This window comes from Halomonas sp. GFAJ-1, assembly GCF_000236625.2.
GTDB lineage: Bacteria > Pseudomonadota > Gammaproteobacteria > Pseudomonadales > Halomonadaceae > Vreelandella.
In genome coordinates this window covers 43,732-62,327 of the sequence record NZ_AHBC01000043.1, presented here as the reverse complement: position 1 = coordinate 62,327, position 18,596 = coordinate 43,732, and the positions used below count along the sequence as shown (strand labels likewise).

19 protein-coding genes are annotated in these 18,596 nt (G+C 56.1%); 4 read left to right on the top strand and 15 right to left on the bottom strand.

Annotated features, from left to right (window positions below; translation table 11 throughout):
• Window position 1: 1 nt before the first annotated feature.
• The 6 genes from MOY_RS12570 to MOY_RS12545 form a co-directional block, all read right to left on the bottom strand.
• Window positions 2-814: a symmetrical bis(5'-nucleosyl)-tetraphosphatase gene (locus tag MOY_RS12570; RefSeq protein ID WP_009100319.1), complete on the bottom strand. Its 813-nt coding sequence runs from the start codon at window positions 812-814 to the stop codon at window positions 2-4.
• A gap of 23 nt (window positions 815-837) precedes the next feature.
• A complete protein-coding gene (gene apaG, locus MOY_RS12565) occupies window positions 838-1,215 on the bottom strand; it encodes a Co2+/Mg2+ efflux protein ApaG (RefSeq protein WP_009100317.1) in 378 nt (125 codons plus the stop codon).
• Window positions 1,212-2,039 (bottom strand): 16S rRNA (adenine(1518)-N(6)/adenine(1519)-N(6))-dimethyltransferase RsmA, encoded by an 828-nt coding sequence (rsmA, locus tag MOY_RS12560; RefSeq protein ID WP_009100314.1) that lies wholly within the window; start codon window positions 2,037-2,039, stop codon window positions 1,212-1,214. The genes apaG and rsmA overlap by 4 nt, the downstream gene beginning before the upstream one ends.
• A 95-nt stretch (window positions 2,040-2,134) precedes the next feature.
• On the bottom strand, window positions 2,135-3,199 hold the full coding sequence (gene pdxA, locus MOY_RS12555; RefSeq protein WP_009100312.1) for a 4-hydroxythreonine-4-phosphate dehydrogenase PdxA: 1,065 nt from the start codon (window positions 3,197-3,199) through the stop codon (window positions 2,135-2,137).
• Window positions 3,199-4,239 carry a peptidylprolyl isomerase gene (locus MOY_RS12550; protein ID WP_009100310.1) on the bottom strand — a complete coding sequence of 347 codons (1,041 nt, stop codon included), beginning with the start codon at window positions 4,237-4,239 and terminating at the stop codon, window positions 3,199-3,201. Before MOY_RS12550 ends, pdxA begins: the two co-directional genes overlap by 1 nt.
• A gap of 35 nt (window positions 4,240-4,274) precedes the next feature.
• Window positions 4,275-6,722 carry an LPS-assembly protein LptD gene (locus MOY_RS12545; protein ID WP_009100308.1) on the bottom strand — a complete coding sequence of 816 codons (2,448 nt, stop codon included), beginning with the start codon at window positions 6,720-6,722 and terminating at the stop codon, window positions 4,275-4,277.
• Between the two features lie 70 nt (window positions 6,723-6,792).
• On the opposite strand from MOY_RS12545, the gene MOY_RS12540 reads away from it, so the two are divergent.
• From MOY_RS12540 to speD, 4 genes are all read left to right on the top strand, one after another.
• Window positions 6,793-7,803: an aminoglycoside phosphotransferase family protein gene (locus tag MOY_RS12540; protein WP_009100306.1), complete on the top strand. Its 1,011-nt coding sequence runs from the start codon at window positions 6,793-6,795 to the stop codon at window positions 7,801-7,803.
• Window positions 7,800-8,471 carry an N-acetylmuramate alpha-1-phosphate uridylyltransferase MurU gene (murU, locus tag MOY_RS12535; protein ID WP_009100302.1) on the top strand — a complete coding sequence of 224 codons (672 nt, stop codon included), beginning with the start codon at window positions 7,800-7,802 and terminating at the stop codon, window positions 8,469-8,471. The genes MOY_RS12540 and murU overlap by 4 nt, the downstream gene beginning before the upstream one ends.
• A 71-nt stretch (window positions 8,472-8,542) precedes the next feature.
• Entirely contained in the window at window positions 8,543-8,962 is a 420-nt protein-coding gene (locus MOY_RS12530; protein WP_009100299.1) for an OsmC family protein, read from the top strand.
• A 270-nt stretch (window positions 8,963-9,232) separates the two neighbouring features.
• Window positions 9,233-10,027 (top strand): adenosylmethionine decarboxylase, encoded by a 795-nt coding sequence (gene speD / locus MOY_RS12525; RefSeq protein WP_009100296.1) that lies wholly within the window; start codon window positions 9,233-9,235, stop codon window positions 10,025-10,027.
• Between the two features lie 99 nt (window positions 10,028-10,126).
• Here the strand turns inward: speD and lpxL are convergent, their stop codons facing one another.
• The 9 genes from lpxL to ispF all read right to left on the bottom strand — a co-directional run bounded on the left by lpxL (window position 10,127) and on the right by ispF (window position 18,582).
• The gene (lpxL, locus tag MOY_RS12520; RefSeq protein ID WP_009100294.1) at window positions 10,127-11,041 is read right to left on the bottom strand and encodes an LpxL/LpxP family Kdo(2)-lipid IV(A) lauroyl/palmitoleoyl acyltransferase; all 915 of its coding nucleotides are present in this window, start codon (window positions 11,039-11,041) and stop codon (window positions 10,127-10,129) included.
• A gap of 12 nt (window positions 11,042-11,053) precedes the next feature.
• Window positions 11,054-12,154: an alanine racemase gene (gene alr, locus MOY_RS12515; RefSeq protein WP_009100292.1), complete on the bottom strand. Its 1,101-nt coding sequence runs from the start codon at window positions 12,152-12,154 to the stop codon at window positions 11,054-11,056.
• A gap of 138 nt (window positions 12,155-12,292) precedes the next feature.
• Window positions 12,293-13,267 carry an RNA polymerase sigma factor RpoS gene (gene rpoS / locus MOY_RS12510; protein WP_035540704.1) on the bottom strand — a complete coding sequence of 325 codons (975 nt, stop codon included), beginning with the start codon at window positions 13,265-13,267 and terminating at the stop codon, window positions 12,293-12,295.
• Between the two features lie 224 nt (window positions 13,268-13,491).
• Window positions 13,492-14,601 (bottom strand): peptidoglycan DD-metalloendopeptidase family protein, encoded by a 1,110-nt coding sequence (locus tag MOY_RS12505; RefSeq protein ID WP_009100287.1) that lies wholly within the window; start codon window positions 14,599-14,601, stop codon window positions 13,492-13,494.
• 7 nt (window positions 14,602-14,608) lie between these two features.
• A complete protein-coding gene (locus MOY_RS12500) occupies window positions 14,609-15,604 on the bottom strand; it encodes a DUF368 domain-containing protein (RefSeq protein ID WP_009100284.1) in 996 nt (331 codons plus the stop codon).
• Window positions 15,601-16,278 (bottom strand): protein-L-isoaspartate(D-aspartate) O-methyltransferase, encoded by a 678-nt coding sequence (locus MOY_RS12495; protein WP_009100281.1) that lies wholly within the window; start codon window positions 16,276-16,278, stop codon window positions 15,601-15,603. The genes MOY_RS12500 and MOY_RS12495 overlap by 4 nt, the downstream gene beginning before the upstream one ends.
• Window positions 16,265-17,011, bottom strand: coding sequence for a 5'/3'-nucleotidase SurE (gene surE / locus MOY_RS12490; protein ID WP_009100279.1), 747 nt, complete (start codon window positions 17,009-17,011; stop codon window positions 16,265-16,267). Before surE ends, MOY_RS12495 begins: the two co-directional genes overlap by 14 nt.
• Window positions 17,012-17,060: 49 nt before the next feature.
• On the bottom strand, window positions 17,061-18,101 hold the full coding sequence (gene truD / locus MOY_RS12485) for a tRNA pseudouridine(13) synthase TruD (RefSeq protein WP_009100277.1): 1,041 nt from the start codon (window positions 18,099-18,101) through the stop codon (window positions 17,061-17,063).
• Window positions 18,094-18,582 carry a 2-C-methyl-D-erythritol 2,4-cyclodiphosphate synthase gene (gene ispF, locus MOY_RS12480; protein WP_009100276.1) on the bottom strand — a complete coding sequence of 163 codons (489 nt, stop codon included), beginning with the start codon at window positions 18,580-18,582 and terminating at the stop codon, window positions 18,094-18,096. Before ispF ends, truD begins: the two co-directional genes overlap by 8 nt.
• Window positions 18,583-18,596: the final 14 nt, after the last annotated feature.

Sequence of the window (18,596 nt, the reverse complement as noted above, 5' to 3'; positions counted from 1 at the left end):
GTTAACGGCCCCTCCGTTGCAGGCTTGGCACGCTGGTACGCTCACCGGTGTCTAGGTTAAGCGCGGTGAGTGAACCGCCCCAGACACAGCCCGTATCGATGGCGCTAGCGTTAACCTTTGAACCCGGCGTTCGGCCTTCTAACGCCGCCCAATGCCCAAACAGCAGTTGAAGCGCGTCGCCTCTTGGGTACTGAAACCAGGGATAAAACCCTTCTGGAGCGCTATCCAGCCCCTCTTTTGCAGCAAAGTCCAGCCGCCCCTGATCATCAATAAAGCGCATGCGCGTTAACACATTGACGATGCAGCGTAGGCGGTCAACACCTTCTAGTGCGTTATCGAAACGGTCTGGCTGATTGCCAAACAGCTGGGTTAAGAAATCCCCAGAGCGCTCGCCCGTCAGCGCTGCTTGCACCTCTTGGCTGAGCGAAAGCGTTTGCTGGGCACTCCAGGTGGGTAAAACGCCGGCATGTGTCATCAGCGTATTGCCGTTCTGGATAGCCAGAGGCTGGCTTTGCAGCCAATCCAGTAGCGCTTCGCGGTCTGGCGCGGTGAGAATATCGCTTAGGGTGTCGTGTTTTTTTAGCGTGCCGCCCCCGCGGGCCACCACCAACAGATGGAAATCGTGGTTACCCAGTACGCACCTACTGCCCAGCGCTTTTGCCTCGCGGAGACAAGCAAGTGAGCCAGGACCTCGGTTGATTAAATCACCTACCAGCCAGAGCGCATCCTTGACTGGATTAAAGTTTAGTTGCTCAAGCAGGCTGACGAACTCGGCATGGCAGCCGTGTAGATCGCCAATCACATAAGTACTCACAGGCGACGTCCCTTAGCAGATAATCAATGCAGCTGACGCGGTACCGCTAGCCGAAAAGGCGCAATAGACACATCAAAAGCACGCTGTGTGTAGGTATCAAGCAGCGTGTAGGCACCTTCCATCACTCCGACAGGAGACTGCAAGATCACCCGACTGGTATAGCGAAAGCGCTGACCTGGGCCAATCAGCGGCTGCTGCCCTACCACGCCCTTACCGCGCACTTCCTGGCTATCGCCATTGCCTTGGGTAATTTTCCAATAGCGCGCCATTAGCTGAACACTGTGGGGGCTTTGGTTATGCACCGTCACGGTGTAGCTGAACACATAGCGCGATTCGGCATCGCTTGATTCGCCAGAACAGTATTCAGGGGTTACGCTGACCTCAATGTCTAGGCCGCTCACATCTCTCCCTCCTCTTGACCGCTGGCTTCATCAGCAGCCACTTGGTTAGCGATGGCGACATACTCCGCCACGCTCAACGTCTGCGGGCGACGGGCAGGATCGATCCCCAACACCTCTAAGGTCGCAGCGCTCACTCGGCCTTTCAAGTTATTGCGCAGCGTTTTACGCCGCTGACCAAAAGCGAGCTTGACCAGCTCGAACAGCAGCGCCGGGTCATCGGCGGTATGGGGCAAACGATCGTGAGGCGTTAGCCTAACAATGGCTGAGTCTACTTTCGGGCGGGGTACGAAGGCTTCCGGAGGCACGATAAACAGCTGATCCACGTGACAGTAATATTGAGCCATCACTGATAGGCGCCCCCAGTCAGTGCTACCCGGCTCAGCCGCCAAGCGCTCAACCACCTCTTTTTGCAGCATAAAATGCATATCGGCAATGGCAGTGCCCATGGTTAACAGATGCACAATCAAGGGGGTCGAGATGTTATAGGGTAGGTTGCCCACTACCCGCAGTGCAGGACCATCCCCTTTAAGCGCGGCAAAATCAAACTTCAGCGCGTCGCCTTCGTGGATGACAAAATCTGGGTAGTTGAAGAACTGCACTCGCAGGCCAGGGATCAAATCGCGGTCTAACTCAACGACCTCCAGCTTGCCGGTCGCCTCCAGCAGCGGTGCGGTAAGCGCCCCTTGGCCAGGGCCAATTTCAACAAGACGATCGCCTTCACGAGGCCCAATCGAGCGGATGATACGCGAGATAATGCCAAGATCGCGAAGAAAGTTCTGGCCAAAGCGTTTACGAGCGCGGTGCTGCTGGGGCACGTGAGACATCTAACAGTGATCCTTGGAAGTATAGTTCGTGAAGCTGCTGTAATAGGGCTGGGCGTATGGGCTTAGTGAACACGCAAGCGGCATGGCTAACGTTATTAAGTCGCCAACTGGCGCTGGTCAGCAAGACGTCGCGCCAGCGTTAGCGCAACCGCAAGGCTACTGGGGTCGGCAACGCCACGTCCGGCAAGATCAAGCGCCGTGCCATGGTCAACCGATGTGCGTACCAACGGCAGCCCAAGGGTAATATTGGCAGCCTGCCCAAAGCCTGCGTATTTTAGCACTGCAAGCCCCTGGTCATGATACATTGCCAATACCGCGTCTACGCCTGCTAAATGCCGGGGCGTAAAGAGCGTATCAGCGGGAAGAGGGCCTTGTATGTCCAAGCCTTCTGCGCGCAGCGCATCAAGCGCGGGCGTGATGATTTCAAGTTCTTCGCGGCCTAGGTGGCCATCCTCCCCGGCATGGGGGTTTAAACCACATACCGCAATACGCGGGGTCGCGATCCCAAACTGACCCTTAAGGTCTTTCGCCAGCAGGCGGCTGATACGTAACACCCGTTCATAGGTAATCGCATCCGCCACGTCACGCAACGGCAAGTGCGTAGTAACCAGCGCTACCCGCAGGTCGCCACTGCCTTGCCAACTCTCGGCCTTGGTATGCAGGGCGGCATCGGTCGCCAGCAGCATCACCACTTCATTCACGCCGCAGGCATCCCGCAACCACTCGGTGTGGCCAGTGAAGTTTTCAAAGCCCCCTTCAATAATCACCCCTTTATGCAGCGGCGCGGTAACCATCGCAGCCGCTCGGCCTTGCTGGCAAGCATCGACCGCGGCCTGGAGGGTATTAAGCACGTAGCGTGCATTGGCAGGGTTGAGCGCACCCGGGCTAGCAGGCGCTTCCAACCAAACCGGCATCACCGCCAAGCGTCCCGCTGATGAGGCAACGCCCTGCTCTGGCACGGCCTCAATAACTTCAACCTCGAGTGCTAGCATAGCTGCCCGTTGGCGCAGCATGTCGGGATCGCCCACGGCAAGTGTACCTTCCGGCAACCGCCCTTGGGCCGCCAGCATAAGCGTTAGCTCCGGGCCAATCCCTGCTGGCTCCCCGGTGGTAATGAGAAGGGGCAAGCTTGGTTGGCCTGGGCCTGTTTGACTAAGCATTAAAGACGGATATCCACAAAGGCCTGCTCACGAATCTCACGCTGCCAGGCTTGCAGCTCTTCATTTGCCCGCCGCTGAAAAATCGCTTGGCGAACCTGCTCGCGGCGACTCTCTTCGGTAACATCTTGGCGACGACGCTCCAGCACCTCAATAACGTGGTAGCCAAACTGTGAGCGCACCGGTTGAGAGGTTTGATTAGCGCCAAGCGAGCCCATTGCTTCTTCAAAGGCAGGTACCGTTTGGCCTGGGCGCACCCAGCCCAGCTCCCCGCCGTTCATAGCACTGCCACGGTCGTCGCTAAACTCTCGGGCGACCGCGGCAAAGTCTTCACCTTGCTGCAGACGCTGGCGCGCTTGCTCTGCCCTGGCGCGTGCTTGATTTTCATCACGGTTGGGCGTCAGTTCAACTAGCACATGGCGAGCTCGTGTCTCTTCGATAAAGGATTGCCCCTGCTGCGTGTCCTGCTGCTGGCTTATAAAACGCTCAACCTCGCGGTCACTTACAGAAACACGCTGGCTAATACGGCGCTGCTGAATTTGGCGCATGAGCATTTCACGACGAACCTCCTCACGCACATCGGCGAGGCTCATACCATCGGCTTCCACGGCGTCGGCAAACTCGTCCAGCGTCATGTCGTTGGACTCTGCAATCGTGCGCAGCTGTCGATTTAGCTCAGTATCATCAACGCTCAAATTAGCCTGGCGCGCCATCTGAAGCTGAATTTCATCCATCACCATACGTTCAAGCACCTGCTGCGCCAGCTGAGAGCGTGGCGGCAAACTACCGCCTTGGGCCTCGGCCTGCTGCTCAACCTGGTTGATGCGGTCGTTAAGTTCGCTGCGCATAATGACGCCATCGTTCACCACGGCAACAACGTTATCCAACATTTGCCGCTGCGTGGACTCAAAATTCTGCGCATGCAGGGTGAGTGGCACAAGCGCTGCGCTGGCCCCGAGGCAGAGTGCCATCATGCTACCCGCAGAGAGCAGTTTTGCCCGTTTTGTTACCACACGGGTTAGCAGGGTGTTTCTGATCGTCATAAAAAGTCTCTTTCACTCGCCAATTAAGGAGGTCGTTAAAGGGGTGTTGGGCGATAGCCAGGGATCGCCCGTTCAAAGTAGCTGTCGGCATCCTGCCCAACGCCACCCAAGCCACGGAACACAAAGCGTAAAAACAGTCCGCGGTCATTGAAATCATCACTCACTCGGGCGGTGTCGTTATCGTCCACCCACTCACGCCACACTAGCTGCACACCATAGCAGCAGTCATTCCACTGCAGCCCCGCTAACTGCTCCAGTGAGCGATCATTAGTCTGATCGTGAAGGTAGCGGCCTATCAAATCAATCCGAGGGCTGGCTTTCCAGGCAAACGAGAGATCCCACTCTTCGCGGTTAAAGTTTCGAAAGCCATCATCCCCGGGAACAACGCCAGGATCGAACCCTTCGATCTCCCAACGGTAGCCAAGGTTCACTATATGCCCCTGCGGATGGCGATAGCGTAGGTCCACACTAGAGCGTTCGGTCTGCTCGCGGTGGTCATCGTAGAGCCATTCGTAGCCGGTGCTCCAGCGGTCATTAATCTGCCAGTCCAGCCGGGTAACCAGCGGTGAGCGGTCTCGGGTGGCCTGGTAACGACGCTGGGGATTGACGCCTGGGTCTTCCTCGGGCCGCGCTGGCAGCGTATCGGGGTCACCCTCGCTATCAATGCGACGTTCAGAAAAATAGAGGCTCTGACCGATGCCAAAGGTCAGCCGATCACGCCCTGTACTGTCTTCAAGCAAACGTGACTGCACGCCAACAGAGACACGGTTAAGATCCCCGACCCGGTCGGTTCCCGAAAAGCGATGTGGCGACCAGAGTTGCTCCCAAGAAAATACCCGCTCTCGGCTATCAAAATCGGGCAGTTGGGTTTGGTTTGTGCGCGGCACGTAGGCGTAGTTCAGGCGCGGCTCCAGCGTTTGGCGATAGTCGCGCCCGCCCAATTCAAGCTCGCGGTCGAAGACTAACCCGCTATCGATGGAGGTAATCGCAATACTACGGCTTGGCGAGGTCTCGCGGTCAGTAACACGCTGACCATAGTCAAGCTCGTAAGCGGTTTGCCATAGCTCGGTGCGCGGTTCGATATACCCCCAGGCCTGCTCTGCCCGCCAGCCAAATGCAGGCGACAAATGCAGACGCGTGCCGGTGGCCGCTTCACGCTCAGGCACTTGCCGCTCATCGACATCCCGCCAGAAATAGGTGGCGTTAGAGCGCCACTGGCTATAGAAGCCGCTGCCAAACTGCCACTCGGCATTGGCCGTTAAGCTAGGCAGCCGATAAAAAGGTTTATCGGTATCGCTCAACGGATCCTCTAAACGCTGGAACCCCTGGGCACGGGCATCCAGCTGCCAGCGCTCGCCGCGGTAATCGACCTGGGCCAGCCGCTCCATACTCACCCGCTCACTATTGCCAAACTCGCCGCCAAAGTCGTCAAAGTAGCGGCCATCGCTGGCGGCGCCATAACGTAAATTGTAGTCGCTGCGCTCATTAATCAGGCCGGTATGGTAGGCGTCAATATACCAGCGATCTTCGCCCTCAAAGCGGTTGCTACCGGTACTGCTTCCCCCATCGTTATTTAAAAAGCCGCCTTCGACAATACCCTGGCTTTCGGCAAACAAATAACGATATTCACCGTTGAGCAGTAAGCCTTGATCCGACATCCAGCGCGGGGTGATGGTGGCATCGTGGTTGGGTGCAATGTTCCAGTAAAACGGCTGGGTATAGTCAAAGCCGTCACTAGAGAAGCCCACGGAAGGTGAAAGCAACCCCGTATGGCGCCGGTCATCAATGGGGAAGCGCAGCCAAGGCCAATAGAATACCGGCACGTCTTTTATTTCTAAACGGGCATGGCGTGCGGTGCCGAAGCCCTCGGCCTGATCCAGCTTGATATCACTTCCCACTAACTGCCAGCTATTGGCACCCGGGTCGCAGGCGGTGAAGGTAGCATTGCGCAAGCGATACTGCTCTTCACCGGTTTGCTCAAGCTGGCTGGCTTGACCGCGCAAGTGCTGCTCATAAAGAACATAGTGACTGTTGCTTAACGAAGCGCGATCTTCATTAAGCATTAGTGTAGCTTGGTCGCCGCGCAACAGTGCTTGGCCGTCGCGCAGGGCTAAGTTGCCCTGAACCTCGACCTGCTGGCGGTCAGCAGGTAAATAAACCTGTTCCGCGGTCAGCTCCGTATTGCCCCGCCGCAATACCACATCGCCCCGCAGAAGCGCTTCGCCGTCTGCAGCATAATCCACCTCTTGGGTTTCAACCGACAGTGTTTCGGGGTTCTGTTCCGCTGGCAAGCGGTAGCCGGGCATTACATAACGCCCACGACACACTTGTAGAGACGCCTCATCCTGCCCATAGGGCTGCCAATCAAGCACCTCAGCAGGCAGCGGTTGGCCTTGGGCCACCGCTGAAAAGGAGGCGCCCGCGAGCAAACTGCCCAACAGCGTGTGCGCGACCGGAGCGGTGCGCGAAAATCGCTTGCCCATGTTCGTTATCCTTGGCATCCAGAATCGGTATTATACAGGCAGCATGATGCCCGACCAGCAAGGAGCTTGCATGTCCTCTTCCAGGATCGACGCCCTCACCCGATGGGCAGCTAACCAAAACGGCCTAGATGTGGCCGCTATTACCATGACACCCGCAGGGGGCGACGCCAGTTTCCGGCGCTATTTTCGGCTAACCCTGCCAGACGGCACCACCCAAGTAGTGATGGACGCACCACCCGCTCAAGAAGACTCTGCCCCTTTTGTAGCAATAGGCCAACGCTGGCATGCCGCTGGGCTGCCCGTGCCTGCTATTCACGCAGCAAATTTAGATAGCGGCTTTTTACTGCTAGATGACCTGGGTAATACGCCGCTGCAAGACTTTTTCACCGATGAGCAGAGCACTCAGCAAAGCCACCTCCAAGCGCTAGATCTAATTGCCCAGCTGCAAAATCGTGCCAACCCACAGGCACTACCCGCCTATGACGCGGCATTACTCGGGCGTGAACTCGACCTCTTTCCCGAGTGGTGCCTGGGCAAGTGGCTTGGGCTAGCTATCCCTGAGAGTTGGAAAGCGCTACATGCAGCGTTAATTGAGCAGGCCCTTGCGCAACCCGTGGTTTGCGTACACCGCGACTTTGATGCAATGAATATTATGGTGCTGAATCAGCAGCTTTATATAATCGACTTTCAAGACGCCGTCGCCGGCCCCATCAGCTACGACGTTATCTCCCTGCTTCGAGGACGCTACTGCCGCTTCTCTAACGAACAGTTTAACCAGTTCGCACGGCGTTTCTACGAAGATGCGCGCAAAGACGGGCGACTATCCCGCCAAACCAGTGAGTCAATGTTTCTCACCCAATGCCACGCCATGGCCGCTCAGCGCTCGTTAAAGGTACTGGGGATTTTCTGCAGGCTGACGCTGCGTGACCAAAAACAGGGTTATTTAGCCCGTCTGCCCCACTTTTTGAATCACCTGGAGGATAGCTTAGCGGCACTTAACCAACATGACGACTTTAGCCAGTGGGTAAGCGCAACGCTTCGCCCAGCGATTATTCAACGTCTAGCGGAAAGCGCTACATGAAAGCGATGATTCTCGCCGCCGGGCTAGGGAAACGGATGCGCCCGCTAACCGACCACTGCCCCAAACCGTTGCTACCTGTGGCGGGCAAACCGTTAATCATTTATCACCTTGAGCGGTTACAGCAAGCCGGGGTTGAAGAAGTAGTGATTAACGTTAGCTACCGGGCTGAGCAAATCATGGCAGCATTAGGCGACGGCTCAGCGTATCAGCTGCGCATCCACTGGAGCCGTGAAACCACCCCGCTAGAAACCGGTGGAGGCATACAAAAAGCGCTGCCGTTACTTGGCGACGCGCCTTTTATGCTCATTAATGGCGACGTCTGGTGTAGCTATTTACCCACTGAAATAGCGCTTAAAAAAGGGGATCTCGCACATTTAGTGTTAGTTGATAACCCTGACCACCACTTAACGGGCGACTTTGCCCTGAATCACGGCCGCGTTACGGCTGACGGTTCGCCGCACTTAACCTTCGCCGGCATTAGCCTGCTGCATCCTGCGCTACTGGAAAGCGAGCCGCCGGGGGCGTTTGCCCTGGCGCCGCTGCTCAAGCAAGCGATGAATGATAACCGAGTAAGCGGCGAGCACTTTACAGGCCACTGGGTGGACGTGGGCACCCCGGAACGATTAACCGCCCTTGAGCACCACCTGATGCAGCCTAGGGAGCGATGAGGCAGTGCGCTACCCGATAGAAATGTTATGCTGCGCGACTTACCTTTCGTCGCCAAGATGAGGAGAGCAACGTGAAAGCACGGGTAAAATGGACGGATGGCCGCCAGTTTGTCGCGGAATCGGGTAGTGGGCACAGCGTTGTCATCGATGGTCCACCTAATCACGGTGGCCGAAATACAGGCCCGCGCCCCATGGAAATGCTGTTGATGGGTATGGGTAGCTGCACGGCGTTCGATGTCCTGAATATCCTCGACAAAGCCCGGGCGGATGTCACCGACTGTGTTGCCGAGCTTGAGGCAGAGCGTGCCGACGACGTGCCCTCCGTGTTCACAAAGATTCACGTTCACTTTTTAGTGACCGGGCGCAGCTTGAAAGAGAAGCAGGTACAGCGTGCCGTTGAGCTTTCCGCTGAAAAATATTGCAGTGCTTCGATTATGCTCGTGAAAGGGGGTGTTGAGATTACCCACTCGTTTGAGATCATCGAAGCTTGAGCTGCCTAGGGGTTAGCCCAGCCCGTGTGAGCCACACCATCGTTCTTAGCGGGCACCTGAAAAGGCCCCTACCAGACACGCTAGCGGCAAAAAAAATTGCCCGTCTGGATGCATACCACGCCATGGGCGGGCATAATACGCCCGCTTGTTTATATCCCTACTGCGTAGCACGTGCTTGCAAGCGCCACCTGACAAGCGCGGTGACAAGTATTTATCGGTTCCGGCGCTGGCTCGTCGGGGTGTCTTCATCTGCCATAGGGAGGTTCGGACGTGTCAGATAATCTCCGACTCCACGGGTTTAACAACCTGACCAGCTCGCTGAGCTTTAATATTTACGACATCTGTTACGCCAAAACCGAAGAGCAGCGTGCGGCTTATATCGACTATATCGATGAGCTTTACAACGCCGAACGTTTGACGCAGATCCTTAAAGACGTCACGAATATCATCGGCGCCCACGTGCTGAATATTTCGCGTCAAGACTATGAGCCGCACGGGGCTAGCGTCACCATCCTAATCGCTGAACACGAACTGGATGAGCCAAGCCTTGAACACACGGAGCCAGGCCCCGGCCCGCTACCCGAAACGGTCGTCGCCCACCTGGATAAAAGCCACGTAACGGTGCATAGCTACCCTGAGTCTCACCCGGACAACGGCATTAGCACCTTCCGCTTGGATATCGATGTCTCTACCTGTGGACATATCAGTCCTCTTAAAGCGCTGAACTATCTGATCCACAGCTTTGATTCCGATATCGTGACCATGGATTATCGCGTACGTGGTTTCACCCGCGATGTGGATGGTAAGAAGCTGTTTATTGATCACGACATTACCTCAATCCAAGACTACTTGGCAGAAGATACCAAGCAGGCTTATCAGATGATCGACGTGAACGTGTATCAAGAAAACATGTTCCACACCAAGATGCTGCTGAAGGATTTCGAACTGGACAACTACCTGTTCGGCACCTCGCGCCGGGACATTACCTTTGAAGAAGCGCGGGATATCGAAAGCCGCTTGCGCAAAGAGATGCTTGAGATTTTTTACTCGCGTAATCTCGATTAAGCATTTTGTTCAATCAGCACGCCACGCTCTCAAACGCTTAAATACCGAAAAGCCGTCCCACGACTCATCGTGGGACGGCTTTTTTACGCTGGGTATACGTCAATAAAGGCTCGACTCGCCTTCTGGGCGCGTTTTAAACCGTCGGTGAAGCCATAGATACTGTTCAGGATGCTTACGAATAGCCCGCTCGATAAATTCATTTACCCGGGTTGCGTCTGCCACCTCGTCCCCACTCGGAAAATCATCAAACGCGGGCAGGCACTCAATGGTATAGGTGCGATTATCCGGGTTGCGGTGGAACATCAGTGGCACCACGGGCGCGCCTGTCATACGGGCAATTTTGCCCGTTAGGCGAATGGTCGCCGCCTGCTGGCCAAATAACGGCGCAAACACGCTGACATCGCGGCCAAAATCTTGATCCGGTGAATACCAAACAATATGCCCCGCTTTAATCCGCCGCACCACGCCACGCAGATCATGACGATCAATCGCCTGACCAAAAATACGCGAGCGGGCGCGGGTCATAAACCGCTCGAAAAGCGGGTTGTTATGTGGCCGGTACACAACATCCGCTGGGAAAAACAGCGAATGTAGCGCCCCACCTAAATCCAGTGTTGAAAAGTGGATACCCACCACCAGCACGCCTTTGCCCTGGGCGTATGCTCGGGCAAGGTGCTCCTGGCCATTATACGCCACGCGGTGACGGAAGCCTTCCGCCTCGCGGCACCAGCCGGTGGCGGTTTCCACTAGACCTATCCCGTTAGCAATAAAGGTTTCTTTAACCAGTTTACGCTGCTGCTCGGCACTTTTTTCTGGAAAACAGAGGGCAATGTTGGCAGCCGTAATTTGCCGGCGTCGTTTAACAAACCGCCACGCCAGCAGGCCCAGCATTTTTCCCACCCCTAGCTTTAATGGCCAGGGGAGCCAGGCAGCAACGTACATCAAGCCGATGGCTAACCAGGTAGGCCAATAACGGGGATGAGCAAATGAGCGTGGGTACGAGTTTTTTGACATACATATAACCGTTTAAACGCCGGCACCGTGGTAGCGGCGCGGGGCTCTTGGCAATACACCCGTTAACAGGGTGTAGCTAATCGTATCGCAATAGCGAGCGACTTCATCAACCGGCAGCACGGCGCCATCGGCTGACGCCCCCCACAGCACCACTTCGCTGCCAATAGCGGCATCTGGAATATCGGTCACATCGACCGTTAACATATCCATCGAGACCTTACCGGCAATCGCGCAGCGCTGACCGTTGACTAGCACGGGGGTGCCATCCACCGCGTGACGGTCGTAACCATCGCCATAACCTGCGGCCACCACCGCAATTTTCGAACGCCGCTCGGCGCGCCATCGGCCACCATAACCAACCGACTCACCCGCTTCGAGTTCGCGCAGGGCGATAATTTCAGAGCGCAGGCTCATCACTGGACGTAATTGCCGGGTAATGTCATTCGCTACTTCTAGCGGGTCACTACCGTAGAGCATGACTCCCGGACGATTCCAGTCACCGCGGGCAGCGGGCCAAGCCAGGGTTGCGGGCGAGTTAGCTAAACAGAGAGGTGCCTTCAGTTGCTCGGCTAGCTCCGTCAATATCGACATCTGCTGGTTAAAGTAGCTGCCTTCATGGGCATCTGCCGTCGCAAAGTGGCTCATTAAATGGAGTGCCGTCACCTGTGGCGCGTTGGCTAACTGCTGCCAAACCGCTGGGGCCTCTTTTGGCGAGAAGCCCAATCGATGCATCCCCGAATCGACCTTGAGCCACACGGGGATAGGCTGGCGGGGTGAAAATGCTAATAACGCGGCGACCTGCCACTCGCTGTGTACGCTGATCCAAAACCCATGCTGGTCGACCAGCGTTAGCTCGTCGGCACTGAAAATCCCCTCCAGCAGAATGATCGGCTTTGTTATACCGCCTGAACGTAGATGAAGAGCCTCTTCGATGCTGGCCACGGCAAACGCGGGCACATCAGCTTCTAAGGCATGCGCGCACTCAAGCGCACCATGGCCATAGGCATCGGCTTTAATTACAGCTACCGAACGACTTTGAGGCGCACAGCTGCATGCCAGCTGGTAATTATGACGCAAAGCGTCTAGGTCAATATGGGCCACTAGCGGGCGCATCACGTTTCTCACTTAGCGATATTCAATCAACATTAATAAAAGCGGGGCCTAAAAATAGCGCACCGAGTGGTCGACTCGGTGCGCTTTTTTTTGCTGGTCTCACCAGCGCAGTTTTATCAGGCGCTATGCTTTTAGCGGTTAGCTCTCGAAAATAGCCTCTAAGGATAAGCCCTGTTTCTCTAGGGTGCGGCGAAGTTTTTTTAGGGCCTCCACCTGAATCTGGCGAACCCGCTCTCGGGTTAACCCTATCTCTGCACCCACCTCTTCCAGCGTTGCGGCTTCGTGGCCACGTAGGCCGAAACGGCGCACAACAACCTCTTGCTGCTTTTCGCTCAACTCATCAAGCCAGTGGTCAACGTGCTCCCGCACATCGCCATCAACTAAACACCCTTCTGGCCCCTGCACATCATCATCGGCCAAGGTGTCGATTAAGGGCTTGTCGCTTTCGCCACCCATAGGGTAGTCCACCGAGGAAACGCGCTCGTTAAGACCCAGCATTTTCTTGACGGTTTCTACCGGTTTATCAAGATGATCGGCGATCTCTTCTGCAGTGGCTTCGTGATCCAGCTTTTGGGTCAACTCCCGGGCCGCACGCAGGTAGATATTGAGCTCTTTCACCACGTGAATCGGCAAACGAATAGTACGCGTTTGGTTCATCAGTGCGCGCTCTATAGTCTGGCGGATCCACCAAGTAGCGTAGGTTGAAAAACGAAAGCCTCGCTCGGGATCAAATTTTTCAACCGCACGAATAAGCCCCAGGTTGCCCTCTTCAATCAGGTCCAACAGCGTTAAGCCGCGATTAAGGTAGCGTCTGGCAATTTTAACCACCAGCCGCAGGTTGGACTCAATCATCCGAGAGCGGCCAAGCGCATCGCCCTTGCGCGCTAAGCGGCCGTAATATACCTCTTCCTCTGGTGTCAACAGCGGCGAAAAGCCGATTTCATTGAGGTAGATTTGTGTTGCATCCAAGCTTTGAGTCGATTGACGGTCTTCACGACCTAGCGCTTTCTCGAAGGCTTCCTCCTCTGCGGTGACATCATCATCGGGATCATCCACCGCCTCTTCCACCGCGTTTAGGTCAATCTCCTGCAGATCCTTCTCCAGCATACTCATAGTCTCACCCCCCGTTGTTACACCTTGCCGCCATTTAAAAAGTGAAAGTGGTTGTACTCCCTGTACGCGTTCACCGTTATTGTTATATGACGCCTGATTTAACTAATCAGGTTTTACCGGTAGGCGCAATCGCCTACCGTTTGCTACGTTTTACGTTATCCATGTTTATACAACGGCTCTGACGTTAACGGAACTGCTTAGTCGCCAACGAGACAAATCCGTGATTAGCGAGACGGCAAATAGTTCATGGGGTCTTGAGGCTGCCCATCGCGGCGCACTTCAAAGTGAAGCTTAACGCTATCCGCATCGCTATCTCCCATCGTGGCAATCACCTCGCCAGCTTCTACAACATCATTCTCTTTGACGCTTAAGCTGTCGTTATGAGCGTAAGCGCTAAGATATTGATCGTTATGCTTAAGTAGAATCAAGTTGCCATAACCACGCACGCCGCTGCCTGCATAAACGATAATACCCGGGCCTGCAGCTCTAACAGGTTGCCCCTTTTGACCGGCGATATCAATCCCGGCAGTAATTGCACCACCCTGACCAAACTCGCCGGTTACCTCGCCTTCGGTCGGCCACCTCCAATTAACCTCATCAACCGGTGTGAAGGTGCGCGAAGAGCGGTCGGTTTGAGCGGTTTGGCTAGGCTGCGCCGCCGCTGGCTCTGGTTCACGTGCGGGTTCTGGCTCGCGCACTTGCTCCGGCTCCGGCTCCGGCTCCGGCTCCGGCTCCGGCTCGGAAGCAGGCGTAGGCTCTGGCTCCCGTTCCTGTACCGAAGTTTGCTCTTGAACGACGGGTTGGGTGACTTCTACGCTTGGTGTTTCTTCTACGGCAGAGCCGCTAGGCTCAGTATCACCCTGCGCGACTTGCTGGGCAGCTTCTACCGCTGAGCGCTCTGCGGTTATGCGTTGGTTGCGTTCAATGGCGCTTTCATCAGGCAGTAGCCAGTCCATATTCTGGTCATTGCTTGCAACGGCGGTGGCTTGAGGCCTCAACCCCGTTGCCACAGCGCCTGATGCTGGACGGCTAGCAGCATCACCCGATGGCTGGCTGGAAGCCGCACCCGCCCCTTCGCGCAGCGCAATGGTTTGCCCTGGGTGAATTTGGTAGGGCGCCGCAATATTATTGAGCGCAGCTAACTGGCGATAATCAAGGTTGTGTTCCCACGCGATACCGTAAAGCGTGTCGCCCGCTTTCACCGTATATTGCGGCGAGCTGTCTACCGCACGGCGCGCGTCGCTTAAATCACGTACTTGGGGGGTGTTTTGGTGTTGGTTTGCACAGCCACTAATAGCCAGCGCCAACACAGACATCATGAAAACCTTACGCATGCAAACCCTACTCCTTTTCAACGCCGCGCGCGTTATCTGTTAAATGATGCCCTGCATCGTTCTTGTCATGCTCACCGACGGGATCCGCTGCGCGGCGATTAAGCAATACCACCAACAGGGCGCCAACGGCCATTAGTGCCACCACGCCCACAAGTTGTGCCGACGCCCCAGTCAGCACGGCGTAATCACTCGGCATTAGATAGCGGTGAGCGAGTGGGATCATTTGCCCTTCAGGGCCAAGTTGGTAACGTACCAGTTCTCTCCAAGGCCAGAGAATGGGTAATGAGCCGATAATAAAGCCCAGCAGCAGCTGCAGCGTAGAGTCGTGGTGACGACTCAACAGCCACGAAAGCAGCCGGGAAAATAGCGCCAGACCAAATACGCAGCCCACGCCAAACAAAACAATGATCACCATATCAAAACTGCGTATGGCGCCCATGATGGTGCCGTAGAGTCCCATCGTGAGCAATAAAAAACTACCTGAAACACCGGGCAGCAGCATGGCGCTAATCGCGATGGCGCCCGCTAACATGACGACCAGCGCTTCATTGCCGACAAGCAGAACCAGCGGCATCATAGCGGGTAGGGCTTGCGCGAGTAGCAAGCCAACCGCTAAAGGCAATAAATACCATATTTTCCAGCCATGCCCGGCTTTGCCGACCACGAGTGCAGAGGCCGCTACTAAGCCAAAAAAGAAGCCATCCAGCAGCAGTGGGTAGGCCTCCATGAGCCAGAGCGCCAAATGCGCAACACTAAAAAGGCTTACCGCGACCCCTAAAAGAAGCGGAACCAAAAACGTGAGGTTCAAGTGCTGGCTCAAGCCCGCTAACCCTTGGCGTCGCCAAACCACTAGCGCACTGGGGCCGAACTGCTTAATCGTATTGATCAGCTCTTCATAAATACCGGTAATAAACGCAATGGTGCCGCCTGAAACACCGGGCACCGCGTCAGCAGCGCCCATTCCAGCGCCTTTAAAAAATAGACCTAAAAATCGCCGCTTCAATCCACCACTCCTTGCAAAAGGGGTACAAAGCGCACGGGTTCAAGCCGCCGCTTTTCAAAGGCGCCACCAATGCGTTTCACTTGGGTAAGCCACTGGCTGCCATCAGGTTCTTCTAACGGGGCAATTAACATTCCGTCGCGGCTCAGCTGCTCAAGCAGCACTTCTGGCAGCGACTGAGCGCAGGCGGTTAATAAAATAACGTCAAACGGTGCTGCCGACGGCCAGCCATCGCCACCATCAGATACGGCTAGCGTTGCCTCAGCGTCTAGCCGCCATAGCCGCTCTGCAGCACGCTCGTGCAGGGCGTAAATACGCTCTATGGAGTAAAGCGATGCGACGAGCCGTGATAAAATAAGCGCTTGGTAGCCAGAGCCGGTGCCCACTTCGAGCACACGGCGCGGCTGCGCGCGCAGGACTAGCTCCGTCATGCGCGCAACGGTAAGCGGCTGCGAGAGGGTCTGACCAAAACCAATGGGCAGCGCGGTGTCCTCATAAGCGCGGTGCGCAAGCGCTTCATCGACAAACAGGTGCCTGGGCTCGCTGGCCATAACATCCAGGACGCGAGTATCACGGATCCCCTGCTGAACAAGCCGTTCAACCATGCGGTCGCGAGTGCGCTGGGAGGTCATCCCTCGCCCGCGAAGCTCGCCGGGTGATAACTCAGGCAAAGGCATCCAACCAATCCTGCACATCACGGCGCGCGGGGTGGCGCGTTAGATCAGTTTGGAGAGGGGTAATCGAAACGTACCCCGCTTCAATCGCTGCAAAGTCGGTATCTTCGCCATCATCGGCATTCGCCGCTACTGGCGCAATCCAGTAGCGGGTACGCCCACGGGGATCTTTCAGCGGCACAGGCTTTTCTGCTGGCCCACGGTAGCCCAAGCGCGTCACTTTAACGCCTTTGATCTCTTCCCATGGCACATCCGGCACGTTTACATTTAACAGCGTGCGCGGCGGCAGTGATAGCTGTTCAGCGGCCCCGATTAAACTGGCCGCTACTTTCGCCGCTGTCTCGAAGTGGCGCTCACCGCATAGCGACATGGCAATGGCCGTCATGCCTAAATTGCGCCCCTCCATCGCCGCAGCTACCGTGCCGGAGTAGAGCACGTCATCGCCCAGGTTGCTGCCGTGGTTAATCCCCGATACCACCAGGTCAGGCTTCTCGTTCCAAACGCCGTTCACGCCAAGGTAAACGCAGTCCGCTGGCGTGCCGTCTACGCTGTAAAAACCGTTATCTAACGCCGTTAATGAGAGTGGTCGTGACAGCGTAAGCGAGTTGCTGGCGCCGCTGCGGTCTCGGTCGGGAGCCACGACGCGCAGGTTAGCATGAGCCGCTAATGCATCGTGCAGAGCCCGCAACCCCGGGGCATGGACACCATCATCGTTGGAAAGCAGCAGTCGCCGCATTAGCGTCTCCTTGAGATAACGCGTATTAAGTTATATCTAGCGTCATGGGTTAAACAAAATCGGGATGCTCAATCAACTCACTAACCACCGCTGTGGCAAAGCTACCCCGCGGCAGCGCAAAAGAGAGCTCCACAGCCTCATGCTCTCTGCGCAGCTGTGGCGCCAACAGCCTAATCCGCAACGCCCGCTGAGCGCGCTTAACGCCGCTCTTTTCTAACCCTTCACATAGCGCTGGGTGTTGTGCCAACAGCCGTAACTCGTAAGCCGCTATCTGCTGTTTTGCTCTTTCGCCAACGCCCCAAAGTACGCCTGTCGGGTGAATATCCAACTCTCCCGCGCGAGCCACTAAGCTATCATCCACCTCATCAACGCTAAACACGCTTTGGGTGCCATCAAGCATTAGCGTATCGCCTGGTAAGGGCTGGCACCAGGAGCCATCGGCTAAACGGGCACTTAGTAACTCGTTAAACAAAAAACTGCGCGCGGTTGATAGCATCATCCCTTGGCGGTCGTCACGCTTGCGCCAACCTTTGGCGAGAACCGCTTCTGCGCGCTGCAAGTTGCGCCCTCCGGGGCCAAAACGCTGGGGACCAAAGTAGTTGGCTACGCCGTGGGTACACAGTGCTTGCCAGCGCTGCTCAAAGTCGTCGGCCTGCACCGCTTCACCGCTCAACCTCAAAGTAAAATGGTTGGTGCGGTGAACGCCGCGTTTAAGCTTTCGGGGGTGGCGCGCTTGCTCTAGCACTTTGATGCCCAGTGCATCTAGCGATGCCGATAACTCAGCGGGCGCCTCTCGCCCGGGTAGATGAACGCTTACCCATTGCCGAGTGACCGCCACACGATCTTTCATACCGGAGTAGCCAATATCTTTTGGCGTTACGTTACATAGCCGACTGACGCTTTTGACCACATCTAACGTGGTTTGGTGCCGCTTTTCAAGCCGTAACCACAGGTGTTCCCCATGGGCTTCAGGGGTAAAGTCGAGCTGCTCGTCGACAATAAAGTCCTCTGGCTGGGCGCGGTACTGACCCGGCTTAGGCGCCCCAAAATGGCCATCTAGCAAGCGCTGCCAGGGCGGTAAGTTAAGCATTCAACGCCTCTAAGCGCTCGACTAACACCACGGCTTCAGCGGCAATCCCTTCGCCACGCCCGGTAAACCCAAGCCGTTCGGTGGTGGTGGCTTTTACGTTTACTTGCCCTACGTCCACGCCTAGGTCTTCGGCAATCACTCTACGCATGGCATCGATATGTGGCGCCATTTTAGGTGCCTGGGCCATCAGCGTGGCATCCAGGTTAACTACACCAAAGCCCTGCTCGCGCACCAGATACACCACGCGGCGCAGTAAGTCCCGGCTATCGGCGCCCTCCCACGTGGGGTCAGTATCGGGGAAGTGGCGACCAATATCGCCTAATGCGCAGGCCCCAAGCAACGCGTCGCTGACCGTATGCAGCAACACATCCCCATCGGAGTGGGCCACAAACCCCTGTTCAAAAGGTAGCTTTACGCCACCAATCATTAAGTGGTCACCAGGCCCAAAACGGTGCACATCAAATCCATGACCAATTCGCATTAAAAGCTCCTTTC

Coding starts and splice junctions, on each gene's coding strand:
- rsmA (WP_009100314.1), bottom strand. CDS start 2,039: ATGTCTCACGTGCCCCAGCAGCACCGCGCTCGTAAACGCTTTGGCCAG.
- pdxA (WP_009100312.1), bottom strand. CDS start 3,199: ATGCTTAGTCAAACAGGCCCAGGCCAACCAAGCTTGCCCCTTCTCATT.
- MOY_RS12550 (WP_009100310.1), bottom strand. CDS start 4,239: ATGACGATCAGAAACACCCTGCTAACCCGTGTGGTAACAAAACGGGCA.
- MOY_RS12545 (WP_009100308.1), bottom strand. CDS start 6,722: ATGGGCAAGCGATTTTCGCGCACCGCTCCGGTCGCGCACACGCTGTTG.
- MOY_RS12540 (WP_009100306.1), top strand. CDS start 6,793: ATGTCCTCTTCCAGGATCGACGCCCTCACCCGATGGGCAGCTAACCAA.
- murU (WP_009100302.1), top strand. CDS start 7,800: ATGAAAGCGATGATTCTCGCCGCCGGGCTAGGGAAACGGATGCGCCCG.
- lpxL (WP_009100294.1), bottom strand. CDS start 11,041: ATGTCAAAAAACTCGTACCCACGCTCATTTGCTCATCCCCGTTATTGG.
- alr (WP_009100292.1), bottom strand. CDS start 12,154: ATGCGCCCGCTAGTGGCCCATATTGACCTAGACGCTTTGCGTCATAAT.
- rpoS (WP_035540704.1), bottom strand. CDS start 13,267: ATGAGTATGCTGGAGAAGGATCTGCAGGAGATTGACCTAAACGCGGTG.
- MOY_RS12505 (WP_009100287.1), bottom strand. CDS start 14,601: ATGCGTAAGGTTTTCATGATGTCTGTGTTGGCGCTGGCTATTAGTGGC.
- MOY_RS12495 (WP_009100281.1), bottom strand. CDS start 16,278: ATGCCTTTGCCTGAGTTATCACCCGGCGAGCTTCGCGGGCGAGGGATG.
- surE (WP_009100279.1), bottom strand. CDS start 17,011: ATGCGGCGACTGCTGCTTTCCAACGATGATGGTGTCCATGCCCCGGGG.
- truD (WP_009100277.1), bottom strand. CDS start 18,101: ATGCTTAACTTACCGCCCTGGCAGCGCTTGCTAGATGGCCATTTTGGG.
- ispF (WP_009100276.1), bottom strand. CDS start 18,582: ATGCGAATTGGTCATGGATTTGATGTGCACCGTTTTGGGCCTGGTGAC.